The sequence below is a fragment of the Melittangium boletus DSM 14713 genome (assembly GCF_002305855.1).
GTDB classification, from domain to species: Bacteria; Myxococcota; Myxococcia; order Myxococcales; family Myxococcaceae; genus Cystobacter; species Cystobacter boletus.
Genome location: NZ_CP022163.1, coordinates 2,957,171 through 2,971,585, shown reverse-complemented (window position 1 = coordinate 2,971,585; position 14,415 = coordinate 2,957,171). Strand labels below are relative to the sequence as shown.

Here is a 14,415-nt window from a genome sequence, read left to right as displayed (position 1 = left end):
AGAAAGTAGATCGTGCGGCACGTCATCTTCCGGGTGGAGAAGGAGCGTTACGGGCTGCCACTGACGGCGGTGAAGGAAGTGGTGGTTCCCCCCGAGCGCTTCACCCGGGTCCCTCGGGCCCCGGCGGCGGTGACGGGGGTGATGAACCTGCGGGGCAGGGTGGTGACGGTGGTGGAGTTGCGTCAGCTCCTCGGGTTGCCCGAGGGGCCCTCGCCCAATGGGCGGGTGTTGTTGCTGGAGCGGGGTCGGCGGGACCTGGGGTTGTTGGTGACGGATGTGGAGGGGATCGAGGCGGTGGAGCGGGTGGGCGTGGCTCCTGGCAGGTCCGTCCCGGCGGTACGCGGGGTGGCGCGGTTGAAGGGTCTGGCGGTGACGGTATTGGATCCAGAAGGGCTGGATTCCGCGGTGGTTGGACTCTTCACCGCGGCTCAGAAGTGAGTAGCTGTCCGAAATACGCGGGTGGTAGTGTCCGCGGCCCCTTCGGGGCCTTCTGCGGAGGCGGAGCTTCACATGGCTAAGCGGGTGCTGGTCGTCGACGATGCCATCTTCATGCGCAACATGATCAAGGACATCTTCGCGTCCGGTGGCTTCGAGGTCGTCGGAGAGGCGGCCAACGGGCTGGAGGCGGTGGAGAAGTTCAAGGAGTTGAAGCCGGACCTCACGACGATGGACATCGTCATGCCCTTCAAGAGCGGCATCGAGGCCACGCGCGAGATCATCAAGTATGACACGGGTGCGGTGGTCATCATGTGCTCGGCGCTGGGACAGGAGAGCCTGGTGATGGAGGCCATCGAGGCGGGTGCCTCGGACTTCATCGTCAAGCCGTTCCGCGCGGAGGACGTGCTGGCGGTCGTCAAGAAGGTCCTGGGGGAGAGCTGAGCGCCCTCTCCGGCGAGCGCGTTCGAGGCCGGGCATGAGCATGGACATGTCCCGCTACCTCGGATTGTTCCTGTCCGAGGCGAGCGAGCATCTGGAAGGATTGGGCCGGGACCTCGTGCAACTGGAGCGCGAGGGTGCCCCCGCCGTGGTGGATTCGATGTTCCGCCATGCGCACTCGGTCAAGGGCATGGCCTCGTCGATGGGCTTCGAGTCCATCGCGGTGCTCGCCCACCGGGTGGAGGATCTGGTGGACGCCATCCGCCAGGATCCGAGCCGTCTGGAGCGCACCCTGGTGGACCTGCTCCTGTCGGCCACGGACGTGATGCTCGCCCAGGTGCGCTGTGTGGCGGACAACAAGCCGCCCGAGGATGCCTCGGCGCTGCTCGGGCAGCTCGCGGATCGGGTGAGCCGGCTCACCGGTCAGGCGCCCGCCGCCACCCGCGTCCTGCCCCGGTTGAGCGCCGAGGAGTCCGCGCCTCCCGCCGCGCCTCCCCCCGCGCCCGCCAAGGAGAGCGTCGCGAGCAGCGCGACGGCCCAGTTGACCTCCTCGGTGGCCAAGGCGGTGAAGGCCCAGGGGGAGTCCAAGCCCTCACCTCGCTGGACGGTGCGCTTGCGCATCGCGCCCACCTGCCAGACGCCCGGCGTGCGCGCGTTCCTGATGCACAAGCGGCTCGTGGGTCTGGGGACGCTGCACGACCTGCGGCCCGGGCTGGATGACCTCAAGGCGGGCCGCATCCCCGAGGGCTCCATCCAACTGGAGCTGGAGACGGCCGAGACCGAGGAGGGCATCCGCAAGGCGCTGCGCAACGTGGCGGAAGTGGAACTCGTGTCGCTGACGCCGGTGGTGCCCGTGGCGCCCGCTCAAGTGGCCGCGACCGTGGTCCAGGCGGAGGCCTCCCGGGCGGTTTCCACGGGTGCGGATGGGGCCCGGACGGTGCGCGTGCGCACGGAGCTGCTGGACCACTTCCTGGACACCGTGGGCGAGCTGCTGCTGGCCACCGCGCGCCTGCGCGAGCTGGGCAAGGTGCTGCCGGAGGGCTCGCGTCCCCCCATCGAGGAGGGCGTCTACCGGCTGCACACGCTGGTGAAGGATCTGCATGACAAGGTGATGAGCGCGCGCATGACGCCGCTGTCGCTCATCACCGACCGGCTCCCCCGCGCGGCGCGCGACATCGCCCGGCGCAAGGAGCGCGAGGTGGACTTGGTCATCACGGGTGCGGAGATCGAACTCGACCGGGCCATCCTCGACGAGCTGGCGGATCCCCTGCTGCACCTCCTGCGCAACTGCATCGACCATGGCCTGGAGCCGCCCGACGAGCGCGTGGCCGCGGGCAAGGCGCCTCGGGGCCGGGTGGTGGTGTCGGTGCGGCGCGCGAGGGATCGCGTGGTGCTGGAGATGGAGGACGATGGCCGTGGCATGAACGCGGCCAAGCTCAAGGCGGCGGCGGTGGCCCGGGGGGTGCTCGCTCCGGAGGCGGCGGCGCGGATGACGGACCGCGAGGCCTTCATGCTCGCGTGCCTGCCGGGGGTGTCCACCGCGAAGGACATCTCGGAGATCTCCGGCCGGGGCGTGGGCATGGACGCCGTCAAGCGCGTGGTGGAGAACGTGGGCGGGACGCTGGAGATCGAGAGCGAGCTGGGCCGGGGCTCTCGCTTCACCTTGAAGCTGCCGTTGACGGTGGCGGTGGTGCAGTTGCTGCTGGTGGCGGTGGGCGAGGAGGTGTTCGGCCTGCCTATCGCCAAGGTCGTGGGGGCGACGGAAGCGGATGGCGAGCTGCTCGAGCGCACCCGGCAGATGCCTCTGCTGCCCCATGGCCAGGGGCTCTTGCCGGTGTACGCGCTGGACCAGCTGGTGGGCGTGGAGGCTCCGCCGCGCAAGGGCGTGCGGCCCTTCGTGGTGATGGAGGGGGACGCGGGCCGGGTCGCGCTCGCGGTGGACCGACTGGTGGGGCAGGAGGAAGCGGTGCTCAAACCGCTCTCCCGGCCTCTAGACTTGCTACCGGGGCTCTCTGGGGTGACCATCCTGGGAAGTGGCCGCCCGGTCTTCATCCTGGACGTGCCAAGGTTGCTATCCGCGTGAGCCCTCATCCGAGCGACATTCAGCTGGACGCCCTGCGAGAGGTGGCCAACATCGGCTGCGGGCACGCCATCAGCGCGCTCGCGCGGCTGGTGGGGGGCCGCACCGTGAACCTGTCCGTGCCCCGCGCCATCCTGGCGGACGCCACCGAGGTGGCGGACCTGCTGGGGGGAGGCGAGGCGTCCGTGGTGGCGGCGAAGCTGGGCATGGTGGGGCCGCTGCAAGGGCTGCTGCTCCTGGTGCTGCCTTCCGAGGACAGCGCGGCCCTGGAATCCCTGCTGCTGCGCCGTCACGACGCGCCGCTCGAGGAGCGTGAGAGCGCCCTGTCCGAGACCGCCAACATCGTGGCGAGCGCGTGCCTGTCGGCCATCGGCATGCTGACCGGCTGGCGGTTGCTGCCCACGGTGCCGGTGTTGCAACGGGGCGCGGCGGGCCCATTGCTCCAGCGCGCCGTGTCCGAGACCCAGGGCGATGGCCGGGTGGTGGCCCTGGAGACGCGCTTCGACTCGGTGGGCATCCCCGCCGTGTCGGGCCAGGTGCTGTTGCTGCTCGAGCGCGAGAGTTCCCGGGCCTTGTTGCAGCGCCTGGGCGTGTAACGGCGAGCAGCCAGGCACCCGCCCGGGCTCGTGGCGGGTTGCGACCTCCTCCCCTCATTCCCAGCTTCCCGGGGGGAGGCATCCATGAGGAAGATCATCGGGGGCGCGGTCTTGGGCGCGTTGGTGCTCGCGGGTTGCCAGACGGGAGGCGCGGTGGCCTTGCGCGACACGCCCGTCGTTCAGCCCCAGGAACAACCCGCGCCCAATCCCAGCTCGCTGGAGCGGGGCTTCTCCCTGGAGGGCACGGTCGACCAGGACTACGCCGACATGCTCGTGCTGGAGGACCGGTGGGGCGAGACGCGCTACCTGCGCATCGGCAGCCAGACGCGCTACTTCCAGGATGGCAAGCAGGTGAGCCGGGAGTTCCTCGCGCCCGGCTCCTCGGTTCGCGCGTCGTACGACAACAACAACCGCGAGATGAACGCGCGGGAAATCCACATCGTGGGCAGCGGTGGACTGGATGCTCCCGTGCAACTGCCCACCCGCTCGGGTGCTCCCATTCCCTGACGTATCAAGTCCATGGGAACAACCCCTCGAGTGACACGGCTTCATGCCGCGCCGTGTCACGTTTCCGAGGAGGATTTTGGGGCCGACTCCGACTGGATGTGCCCGTGCGGCGCGCTTGGGGTGAAGACCAATATAAGACCTGTGGGATTCGCCAGTGAATCGTGACATCCCAGGTACGAATGGATTCACTTTCCTGGGAGGGTGTGAAAAAGTCCCGCCCAATGGTTGAGTCGTCGCCTTGTCGCCCTTCGGGCAAACGCGCGAACAGTCGTCTTCCCATCGCGACCTCGTTGCTGCTCTTTCCGCTGACGCTCTCGGGCTGTCTGCATGCGCGGCCCCCCGCCGGAAATGTGACTTCCGAGGTTCGCACCGGGACGCCGGTCGCCGCACCCGTGGAGGCACCCGCCGCGGCTCCCCGCTCGTGGGCGGATGAAGTGCTCTACTTCGTCGTCGTGGACCGGTTCGCGGATGGTGACCCGTCCAACAACCTCCAGGTGGACAAGAGCGCCGTGGGCGCCTTCCATGGCGGCGACTTCAAGGGCCTGCGTGGACAGCTCGACGAGCTGTCGTCGCTCGGCGTGACGGCGCTGTGGATTACCCCCGTGGTGAAGAACATCGACGGCTTCGTCACCGGCGCGGGCTTTCCGGACTGGGGCTACCACGGTTACTGGGCGGATGACTTCCAGCGGCTCGATCCGCGCTTCGGCTCCGAGCAGGAGTTCAAGGCGCTGGTGGATGCCTGCCATCAGCGCGGCATCCGCGTGCTCCTGGACGTGGTCTACAACCACGCGGGCTACCTGTCGCGCTACCAGAAGGATCCCCAGACACGAGACTGGCTGCGCTCGGAGGAGCGGGGCACCTGTGGCCAGGACGACGTGACGGGCTGCGTGTCCGGCCTGCCTGACTTCAAGACCGAGCTGCCCGAGGTGGCCAGGTACCTGCTCGACGCGCAGATCGCCTGGGGCAAGCGCTCGGGAGTGGATGGCTTCCGCCTGGACACGGTGAAGCACGTGGACCACGCCTTCTGGGGGGAGCACCGGCGCCGCACCCGCGCGGAACTGGGCCCGGACTTCTACCTGCTCGGCGAGGTGTGGGGCGGAGACCGCGAATCGCTCGAGCCGTGGTTCTCCTCGGACGAGCTGGACGCGGGCTTCGACTTCGGCTTCCAGGGCAACGCGCTCGCGTGGGTGCAGGGCCGGGGCCGCACGGTGGCCTTCGACGCCTACCTGCGCTCGCGCCACAAGGTCCGCAAGGGCTACACGCTGTCGCACTTCCTGTCCTCGCATGACGTGCCCGGCGCGCTCTTCCAGCTCCAGGGCGACACGTCGCGCTTCCGGCTCGCGGCGGCGCTGCAGCTCACCACCTCCGGCATCCCCGTCATCTATTACGGCGAGGAGGTGGGCCGTCCCGGGGGAGACTGGCCGGCGAACCGCGGCGACATGCCCTGGGGCGAGCGCGACGTGCAGCCCGGGGCGGGCCTGCCCCGTGACGAGTCCCTGCGCCAGCTCTACCAGAAGCTCGTGGCCGTGCGCCGCGCGCATCCGGCGCTCTCTCGGGGCACCCACAAGGGGCTGGCGACCGAGGGTGATACCTACGTCTTCCTCCGCCATGAGGCCGAGTCCGGTGACGCGGTGGTTGTCGCCGTGAATCGCGGTGATAAGAAGGACGCCGTCTCGGTCCCCTGGCCCGAGGCCTGGGGTGGCGCGGCCGCGGAGGACCTGCTCGAAGGGGGTGGACCGGAGGCCGGTCCGACCCTGGACTTCACCGTCGAGCCGCTGTCCGTGCGCATCCTGGGACGAGCCCGATGAAGTCCATGCAGTCTTCCACCAGCAGGCCTGTGAGCACCCCGACGCGTGCCCACGGAGGGAGAGCCTGAATGTCCGGTGTGGTTTTCAAGAATGTGGCCAAGCGGTACGGCGATGTGTCCGTCATCGAGGGCTTGAACCTCGACATCCGGGACCATGAATTCATGGTGCTCGTGGGCCCCTCGGGCTGCGGCAAGTCCACGGCGCTGCGGATGATCGCCGGCCTGGAGGAAATCACCGGGGGCAGTCTCTCCATCGGTGATCGCGTGGTGAACCAGCTGCCTCCCAAGGAGCGGGACGTGGCGATGGTCTTCCAGAACTACGCCCTCTATCCGCACATGTCGATCCGGGAGAACCTGGAGTTCGGCCTGAAGATCCGCAAGACGCCCCGGCCGGAGATGGACCGGCTGGTGAACGAGGCCGCGGACATCCTCGGCATCACCCACCTGTTGGATCGCAAGCCCAAGCAGCTGTCCGGTGGTCAGCGCCAGCGCGTGGCGCTCGGCCGCGCCATCGTGCGCAAGCCGGCGGTGTTCCTCTTCGACGAGCCCCTGTCCAACCTGGACGCCAAGCTGCGCGTTCAGATGCGCTCGGAGATCAAGAAGCTCCAGCAGCGGCTGGGCGTCACCTCGGTCTACGTCACGCACGATCAGATCGAGGCCATGACGATGGGCCACCGCATCGCGGTGATGAAGGAAGGCAAGCTGCAGCAGCTCGGCACCCCGCTGGAGGTCTACGAGCGCCCGGCCAACGTCTTCGTGGCCCAGTTCATCGGCTCGCCGCCCATGAGCTTCTCCTCCGCCACGCTCTCGGCCAACGGCGAGGCGCTGGAGGGCGAGGGCTTCCGGCTGCCCGTGCCCCAGAGCCTGCGCGCGGTGACGGCGGGCAAGGGCGGCAAGAAGATCAAGGTCGGCATCCGCCCGGACAACATCGTCTCCCCGTCGGTGGCCGCCCGCGGCGAGACGGCGCCCATCGAGGTGGCCGTGGACCTGGTGGAGCCGCTGGGCAACGAGGTCATCGTGCACTCGCGCCTGGCCGACAACTCGCTCGTCTTCCGGCTGCCGCCCCAGCACACGCCCGAGTCGGGCTCGAAGCTACAGGTGCTGGTGGAACTGGACTCGATGCACCTCTTCGACGCCGAGACCGAGCAGCGCCTGTCCGCCTGACCCCCGTCTTTTTCCCCCCACCCCAGGAACCCCCCATGAAGACCCCGCGATGGATGCTGGCGGCCGCGTGCCTGTGTGTGCTCGGTCTGTTGTCCACGAGCGCCTCCGCCGCCGAGACGAAGGAAATCGTCCTGTGGCACGGCTACCGCGCCGAGGAGAAGGCGGCGCTCGAGAAGCTGGTCAATCAGTTCAACACCGCCAACGCGGCCCAGGGCATCAAGGTCACCACGCTCGCGGTGCCGTATGACGCGTACCCGGACAAGATCTCCGCCACGGTGCCGCGCGGCAAGGGCCCGGATGTCTTCATCTTCGCGCAGGATCGCCTGGGCGGGTGGATCGAGTCGGGCAACATCGAGCCCATCGACTTCTACCTGGACGATGCGCTGCGCAAGCGCTTCATCCCCACCACGATGGAGGCGATGACCTACCGCGGCACCTCGTACGGCCTGCCGCTCAACTACAAGGTCATCACGCTCATCTACAACAAGAAGCTCGTGCCCACGCCGCCCAAGACGAGCGGTGAGATGGTGACGCTGGCCAAGAAGCTCACCGACAAGAAGGCGGGCCGCTTCGGTCTGGCCTACGCCTACGGGGACTTCTACTACCACGCGGCCCTGATGAACGGCTTTGGCGGCGGCGTGTTCGGCTCGGGCGCCACGCCCACGATGAACTCGCCGGAGAACGTGAAGGCGGCGGACACGCTGCTCAAGTGGGTGGAGAAGGACGGCATCCTTCCGGCCGAGCCCACCAGCGCGCTCATCATCTCGCTCTTCAACGAGGGCAAGGCGGGCATGGTGTTCTCCGGCCCCTGGTTCCTCGGGGAGATCGCCAAGGGCGTGGACTACGGCCTGGCGCCGCTGCCCAAGCTGGACGAGGCGGGGGGCAAGCCCATGCGTCCGTGGATGACGGTGGAGGGCGTCTACGTCTCCTCCAAGTCGGGCAACAAGGACGCCGCGTTCGAGCTGGCCAAGTTCCTCACCACCGAGGCGTCCGCCAAGGTGCTCGCGCTGGAGGGCCGCCAGAGCCCCGCCAACCAGGGCGTGTACTCCGACGCCAAGGTGTCCGCGGATCCGCAGCTCAAGGCGTTCCGTGAGCAGGTCGAGACGGCCGTGCCCATGCCCAACATCCCGGAGATGTCGATGGTCTGGAGCCACGCCACCACCGCGATGAGCTCCATCCTCAAGAAGACCGCTCCCCCCAAGGCCGCCCTGGACACCGCCCAGAAGGGCGTCGTCAAGGACGTGGCGAATCTGCGCAAGAAGTGAGAGGCACCGCGTGAGAAACGTCGTCCCCCAGCCCCCGAGCGGTGAACCCGGCAATCCCGCCGCCCTGCTCACCGATACCGGGGCTCCGGCCCTTCCTCCGAGCGAGCCCTCGGGAGGCGGGCGCGGTGGCCCGCTCTACCGAGGGCGGGTGCTCGTGGGGCTCGTCCTCGCGCTCGGTGTCTCGCTGTTGCTCGCCCAGGGTCTGCTCACGCGGGCCCTGGAGAGCGTCTCCATCGATCGCGCGGATCGGCAGACCTTCGTGTCCCTGCGGGCGCTGGAGGACATGGTCCAGCGCGCGGGCGGCACCGGAGACGCGGTGCGGGCCGTGGTGTCCACGTGGAAGGAGCAGATGCCGCCGGGCAGCGCGGTGCGCGTCATCGCCTTCTCCGGCATCCGGCTCGAGGCCTCGACCTTCCCCGAGGACGTGGGGGAGCGCGCCGCGCCGCGCCGGCTGTCGCGCGAGGAGAAGCCCCTCTATGACCGGGGCCAGCGCCTGCGCGCCTCCGTGGACACCAACCGCGAGGAGAGCACCGCGCGCAAGGTGGAGGTGGAGGCCGAGTCGCTGCCCGGGGGCGGGCGTCTGTTGAGCGCGCCGGTGGAAGTGGAGGGCGCCGTGGTGGGCATGGTGGAGATGGCCACGGCCCCGCTCGCGGCACCCCTCGCCCCGTCGCTCGGTTCGCTGGCGCTGTGGTGGCTGTTGCCGCTGGCGCTGTGCACCGCGGCGGCCTTCGTGGTGCGCCGTCAGGGGTTGCTCGTCGCCGTGTCGGTGGTGGCCCTGCTCGTGGGCCTGGGGGGCTACGCCTCCTATTCGCTGAGCACGCTGGGCGCCGAGGTCCGGGGGACGCAGACCCTGGTGGCGGAGCGGTTGCAGTCCATGTCCCAGCGGGCCCAGGCGGTGATGGCGGAGCGTCAGCTCTCGGCCGAGCCGCCGCTGCGGCCCGGGGATTGGGACTCGGATGCGTTCCGCCGTCCGCTCGGGCTCGTCACGCCCGAGGGGCAGGTGAACGAGGCGGTGGTGTCCTCGCGCCTGTTGGAGCTGCGCTCGGGCGTGGGCCGGGCGTTGGGCGGCCTGGGCGTGCTGTCGCTCGCGGTGCTGCTCTTCATCGGCATGGGTGGGGTGCACCGCACGGCGGCCACCATCGTGGAGAATCGCACCGCGTATGCCTACATCGCTCCGGCGATGGTGGGCATGCTGGTGCTCGTCTTCTTCCCGTTCTTCTACGGCATCGCGCTGTCGTTCACCGACTCCACGCTCTACAACGTGGGCCAGCCGCTCTCGAGCCTCTGGGTGGGCGTGCGCAACTACGTGGAGATCCTGGGCGACTTCAACATCGCCCGGCGGGCGCAGGACGGCTCGCTCGTCTTCAACTACCTCAACTTCTACTACACGCTCTTCTTCACGGTGGTGTGGACGGTCACCAACGTGGTGCTCGGCGTGAGCGTGGGCCTGGGGCTCGCGCTCATCCTCAACGTCGACAAGCTGGCGATGCGGCCCGCCTACCGCGTGCTCCTCATCCTGCCGTGGGCCATGCCCAACTACATCACCGCGCTCATCTGGAAGGGCTTGTTCCACCAGCAGTTCGGCGTGGTGAACCACCTCATCCGGATGTTCGGTGGCCAGGGCCTGTCCTGGTACGACACGCCCTTCACCGCGTTCCTCACGGTGCTCACCACCAACGGCTGGTTGAGCTTCCCGTTCATGATGGTGGTGTCGCTGGGGGCCTTGCAGTCCATTCCCATGGAGCTCTACGAGGCGGCGCGCGTGGACGGCGCCTCGCGCTGGCAGCAGTTCAAGGCCATCACCCTGCCGTCGCTCAAGCCCGCGCTCGTGCCCGCCATCATCCTGTCGGTGGTGTGGACCTTCAATCAGTTCAACGTCATCTTCCTGGTGACCGAGGGAGAGCCGAGCAACTCGACGGAGATCCTCATCACCCAGGCGTACCGCTACGCCTTCCAGCGCTACCGCTACGGTTACGCGGCGGCGTACTCCACCGTCATCTTCGGCATCCTGCTGCTCTACAGCCTGGTGCAGAACCGGGTTTCGCGCGCCACGGAGGCCGCCTGATGTTTTCCCGTCGCGAAGGCATTCCTCACTGGCCGCTGCACGTCTTCCTGGTGATCTTCACCTTCTTCACCATCTACCCCCTGCTGTGGGTCGTCTCCATCGCCTTCTCGGGCAAGCAGAGCCTGGCCATCACCACGCTGCCCGAGTCGCCCACGATGATGGACCGGGTGCGCGCCATCGTGCCGTGGCCGGAGACGTGGTCGCTGTCCAACTTCACCTCGGTGATGACCGAGCAGCCCTTTGGCAGCTGGCTGCTCAACAGCGCCATCATCGCGCTGGGCACCACGGTGGTGGGCGTGTTCCTGGCGTGCACCGCCGCCTACGCGTTCAGCCGCTTCAAGTTCGTGGGCCAGCGCACGGGCATGATGGCCTTCCTCGTGTCCCAGATGTTCCCGGGCACGCTGATGCTCATCCCGCTCTACATCATCCTGGTGCAGCTCCTGGGGCTGGGGAACTCCCGCCTGGGCTTGATGATCGTCTACGCCACCACGTCCATCCCCTTCAGCGTGTGGATGCTCAAGGGCTACTTCGACACCATCCCGAAGGACCTGGAGGAGGCCGCGCTCATGGAGGGCGCCTCGGTGGGGAAGATCTTCTGGACCATCATCATGCCCCTGGCCAAGCCGGCGGTGGCGGTGACGGCGCTCTTCTCCTTCATGACGGCGTGGAACGAGTTCATCCTCGCCGCCACCTTCATGGACCAGGAGGCGATGTACACGGCGCCCGTGGGCCTGCGCTTCTTCGTGGGCGGCTACTCGCAGCAGTGGGGCTACTTCTCCGCGGGCGCGATCATCGTCTCCATCCCCGTCGTCATCCTCTTCCTGTTCTTGCAGAAGTACCTCGTCTCCGGTCTCACCGCCGGCAGCGTCAAGGGCTAGCTGGCCTTACCCCAAGGAGAAGTCGCAGATGAAGACCTCACGTCTCGCTCTGTTCACGCTCGCCACGGCGCTGCTGGGCGCTCCCGCCCTGGCCGCCAACAAAGTGTCCTTCAAGGACCCCACCGGGGATGACAAGGGCCCGGGCAAGTACGTGTACCCGACCGACACCGCCTACAAGCGCGGCTCGTTCGACCTGACCGACTTCTCCCTGGAGAAGAAGGGCGACAAGGCGGAGATCACCGTCGGTCTGAACACCTCGCTGGAGGACGCTTGGAAGACGGGCAACGGCTTCTCCGTGCAGATGATCTTCGTGTTCATCGACACGGACGGGAAGGAGGGCAGCGGCTCCACGGACTCGCCGCCCGGTCTCAATGTGAAGTTCGCTCCCCAGAACGCCTGGGAGAAGCTCATCATCATCTCGCCGCAGGCCGCCTCGCGCGTGAAGGCCGAGGTGGGCAGCAAGGGCGGCGCCCAGAAGGACAACATCCTCGTGCCCCTGCGGGTGAAGGGCTCGGGCCGGAAGATCTCCGCCACGGTCGATGCGTCGGGCCTGCAGGGCGAGCCCTCGCAGTGGCGCTACCAGGTGCTCGTGCAGTCCAACGAGGGCTTCCCCTCGGGCAATGATCTGCTCACGCGCAAGGTGAACGAGTACGAGGGCCAGCACCGCTTCGGCGGCGGCAACGACGGTGATTGCGATCCGCACGTGATGGACCTGCTGGCGGGCGCGGGCAAGGGCGACGCCTCCGAGGAGAAGGCCCAGTACGAGATGCTCTCGTACGAGTGCGCCGAGGACGGGACGGCGAAGAAGGCAGCCACGCTCACCATGGTGGGCGGCGAGGCGGCTCCGGTGGAGAAGAAGTAGGCCGACGGAATCGAGTGTCGCCGTTGATCGGGGAGCAGCCGCTCCCCGATCCGGTTGTTCAACGGAGGGGAATCATCCATGAAGATCAAATCCATGCGGAAGGGCGCCGCCGCCCTGGCCGCGACCGCCACCCTGCTGCCCGCCGTACCCTCGCTCGCCCAGGAAGCGCCCCGGCTGCAGATTGGGGGCACCACCTATACGAAGTGGCTCGCCGGCAGCCTGCGCAACCAGGGCGCGCTCTACAACTTCACCACCATCCCGGGCGAAGGCTTCGGCGACAACGGCATTGGCACGGAGCTGGAGTTGTTGCTCAGCGCGCGCTTGTCCAGCCAGGTCGAGGTCCGTGGCCGCATCCACAGCCGCTTCAACCAGAACTTCTGGACGAACTTCGGTGGCTTTGGAAAGCAGGGCAACGACTGCGTCGCGGGCAACTGCGGTGAGTTCGACGCGCGCTCCAGCCAGTACATCAAGCTGCGTGGCATGGCCGTCACGCTGACGCCGGGCTACCTCGTCGACTCGGCCACCATTGGCGCCAACGACTTCGGCCAGTTCGACCCCTTCGTCCTCGGCCGCATCCGCTACATCGACCGCGACAACGCCGCGGGGCTCCTGGTGCAGGGCTCGGCGCTCGAGCGTCAGCTGTCGTGGGACGCGGCCGCCGTGGCGCTGCCTCGGCTGTGGGCGGGTCCCAAGTACACCGTGGGTGCCTACCACGCCACGGACGCGGCCTATGTCTTCCAGACGCGCTACACCGCTGGAGACCTGTTCGACGTAGGAGGCATCTTCCAGTACGTCGATGACCGGGAACTCAATCCCAACGACAACAACCTGGACGATGGCCGCAGTCTCTACCCGCGCTTCCGCAACGGCGTGGGAGGCCTCAAGGCGGGCTTCCACCTGGGGTCGATCCTGGATGTGCGCGGCGCCTTCTACCGCTCCTACGCCTCCTCCGAGAGCACGGGCCTCTTCAATTCCAGTGATACGGACCCGCGCTTCACGCCCAAGAGCTTCGGGCTCGATGGCTTCTCGTCGGTGCCCGCGGGCCGGCTCGAGGACAACACCTGGAAGGTGGACGTCACGCTGAGCGATCCGTTGGACATCGGCCTGACATTCAACGCGCAGGTATTCAACATTGGTGCCAACTACGTCTCCATGATGGCCGCCCGGCGCGAGTCGGACGTGCTGCTCACCGAGGGCACTGACGGCACGTTCGCCTTCCCGGGCCCCAACAACCGCGCGTATGGCGTGTACCAGGGCAACCCCACCGCCATCGGCTACGGCGGCTGGACGAACGAGAGCCAGCAGGTGGCCACGATCAACGTGGACAACGAGTTCACCGACTTCGACGAGCCCATGGCCCAGACGGTCATCGGTTGGAAGGGCGTGACGCTCAACCCCGTCTACAGCAACGGCGCGCTCGACATCGCTGGCGAGTACTCGTTCGTCACCTACAACACCAACTGGCAGGCGTGGGGCAACGACAACCGGGCCATTGGGGACTCCCCGTATCCGGGTGCGGAGCTGGACTCGGGCGTGCTGCACAACTTCCGCAACGCCTATCAGCCCTTCCAGGACAAGAAGACGCACATCGCCGTGCTCAAGGCGCGCTACGTGCTCGACATCGGCAAGGGCGTGGACGTGTTCGGCAAGGTCAAGTACATCCACGAGACCGACAAGCGCCTGAACGACAAGAAATACCTGCCCTACGAGGACGGGGACTGCGCGGCGGACGGCAGCGGCTGCACGAACACCAAGCGCTACTACGACGCGGAGGGGAAGTACTCCACGGCCGATGACCTCTACGGCAATCCGGGGGTCCTCCCCGGTGGCGGCTATGCGTTCAAGCCCTTCGACGACATCTCGGACGACGATCGCGTGCTGAACTACTCGGCCTTCAACCTCGGCACCGGCTACCAGCTCACCGACGACCTCTACGCCTCCATCAGCTACACCAAGTTCCTGGCGAACCTGAAGGACGGCAACACGGCCTTCCAGTCGTACAACCGGCACCAGATGGTGTCCGGCGATCACGACAAGAACATGGTGGCGCTCAAGGCCAAGTACATCCTGGCGGGCGTGGAGTTCGGCCTCGAGGGGCAGTACCTGTTCGGTACCTTCACGCCGGACTACGGCGATGGCTACACGCCCGTGGCGGCCGATGAGACCATCTCCAAGAACTTCAATGTTCCCGTGGGCTCCCTGGGCTTCGAGCGCCGTGGTGGCTTCGGTTGGCAGAGCCTGGCGACGCGCGACTTCTCCCAGGCGCGGCTCAAGGCCTTCATGAAGGCGCAGTTCTAGTCGTCCGCTCCATGCTG

The 14,415-nt window shown here is 67.7% G+C and carries 12 protein-coding genes; all 12 read left to right on the top strand.

Annotated elements, in window-relative coordinates; all coding sequences use genetic code 11:
• Nucleotides 1–12 precede the first annotated feature (12 nt).
• The 12 genes from MEBOL_RS12340 (at nt 13) to MEBOL_RS12285 (ending at nt 14,398) form a co-directional block, all read left to right on the top strand.
• Entirely contained in the window at nt 13–438 is a 426-nt protein-coding gene (locus MEBOL_RS12340; RefSeq protein ID WP_095977620.1) for a chemotaxis protein CheW, read from the top strand.
• A gap of 72 nt (nt 439–510) precedes the next feature.
• Nucleotides 511–879 (top strand): response regulator, encoded by a 369-nt coding sequence (locus tag MEBOL_RS12335; protein WP_095977619.1) that lies wholly within the window; start codon nt 511–513, stop codon nt 877–879.
• 34 nt (nt 880–913) lie between these two features.
• Nucleotides 914–2,959, top strand: a complete 2,046-nt coding sequence (locus tag MEBOL_RS12330; RefSeq protein ID WP_095977618.1) for a chemotaxis protein CheA — start codon at nt 914–916, stop codon at nt 2,957–2,959.
• Nucleotides 2,956–3,552 carry a chemotaxis protein CheC gene (locus MEBOL_RS12325; protein WP_095977617.1) on the top strand — a complete coding sequence of 199 codons (597 nt, stop codon included), beginning with the start codon at nt 2,956–2,958 and terminating at the stop codon, nt 3,550–3,552. The genes MEBOL_RS12330 and MEBOL_RS12325 overlap by 4 nt, the downstream gene beginning before the upstream one ends.
• A gap of 84 nt (nt 3,553–3,636) precedes the next feature.
• Nucleotides 3,637–4,059 carry a flagellar basal body L-ring protein FlgH gene (locus tag MEBOL_RS12320; protein WP_095977616.1) on the top strand — a complete coding sequence of 141 codons (423 nt, stop codon included), beginning with the start codon at nt 3,637–3,639 and terminating at the stop codon, nt 4,057–4,059.
• 290 nt (nt 4,060–4,349) lie between these two features.
• Nucleotides 4,350–5,867 carry an alpha-amylase family glycosyl hydrolase gene (locus MEBOL_RS12315; RefSeq protein WP_245919692.1) on the top strand — a complete coding sequence of 506 codons (1,518 nt, stop codon included), beginning with the start codon at nt 4,350–4,352 and terminating at the stop codon, nt 5,865–5,867.
• Nucleotides 5,868–5,935: 68 nt separating this feature from the next.
• Nucleotides 5,936–7,030, top strand: coding sequence for an ABC transporter ATP-binding protein (locus tag MEBOL_RS12310; RefSeq protein WP_095977614.1), 1,095 nt, complete (start codon nt 5,936–5,938; stop codon nt 7,028–7,030).
• Nucleotides 7,031–7,065: 35 nt separating this feature from the next.
• Entirely contained in the window at nt 7,066–8,295 is a 1,230-nt protein-coding gene (locus MEBOL_RS12305; RefSeq protein WP_095977613.1) for an extracellular solute-binding protein, read from the top strand.
• A 10-nt stretch (nt 8,296–8,305) separates the two neighbouring features.
• Nucleotides 8,306–10,360, top strand: coding sequence for a carbohydrate ABC transporter permease (locus MEBOL_RS12300; RefSeq protein ID WP_095977612.1), 2,055 nt, complete (start codon nt 8,306–8,308; stop codon nt 10,358–10,360).
• Nucleotides 10,360–11,238 carry a sugar ABC transporter permease gene (locus MEBOL_RS12295; RefSeq protein WP_095977611.1) on the top strand — a complete coding sequence of 293 codons (879 nt, stop codon included), beginning with the start codon at nt 10,360–10,362 and terminating at the stop codon, nt 11,236–11,238. Before MEBOL_RS12300 ends, MEBOL_RS12295 begins: the two co-directional genes overlap by 1 nt.
• 28 nt (nt 11,239–11,266) lie before the next feature.
• Entirely contained in the window at nt 11,267–12,100 is an 834-nt protein-coding gene (locus tag MEBOL_RS12290; protein ID WP_095977610.1) for a glucodextranase DOMON-like domain-containing protein, read from the top strand.
• Between the two features lie 78 nt (nt 12,101–12,178).
• The gene (locus MEBOL_RS12285) at nt 12,179–14,398 is read left to right on the top strand and encodes a hypothetical protein (protein ID WP_095977609.1); all 2,220 of its coding nucleotides are present in this window, start codon (nt 12,179–12,181) and stop codon (nt 14,396–14,398) included.
• Nucleotides 14,399–14,415: the final 17 nt, after the last annotated feature.

Coding starts and splice junctions, on each gene's coding strand:
- MEBOL_RS12290 (WP_095977610.1), top strand. CDS start 11,267: ATGAAGACCTCACGTCTCGCTCTGTTCACGCTCGCCACGGCGCTGCTG.
- MEBOL_RS12285 (WP_095977609.1), top strand. CDS start 12,179: ATGAAGATCAAATCCATGCGGAAGGGCGCCGCCGCCCTGGCCGCGACC.
- MEBOL_RS12330 (WP_095977618.1), top strand. CDS start 914: ATGAGCATGGACATGTCCCGCTACCTCGGATTGTTCCTGTCCGAGGCG.
- MEBOL_RS12305 (WP_095977613.1), top strand. CDS start 7,066: ATGAAGACCCCGCGATGGATGCTGGCGGCCGCGTGCCTGTGTGTGCTC.
- MEBOL_RS12320 (WP_095977616.1), top strand. CDS start 3,637: ATGAGGAAGATCATCGGGGGCGCGGTCTTGGGCGCGTTGGTGCTCGCG.
- MEBOL_RS12295 (WP_095977611.1), top strand. CDS start 10,360: ATGTTTTCCCGTCGCGAAGGCATTCCTCACTGGCCGCTGCACGTCTTC.
- MEBOL_RS12335 (WP_095977619.1), top strand. CDS start 511: ATGGCTAAGCGGGTGCTGGTCGTCGACGATGCCATCTTCATGCGCAAC.
- MEBOL_RS12310 (WP_095977614.1), top strand. CDS start 5,936: ATGTCCGGTGTGGTTTTCAAGAATGTGGCCAAGCGGTACGGCGATGTG.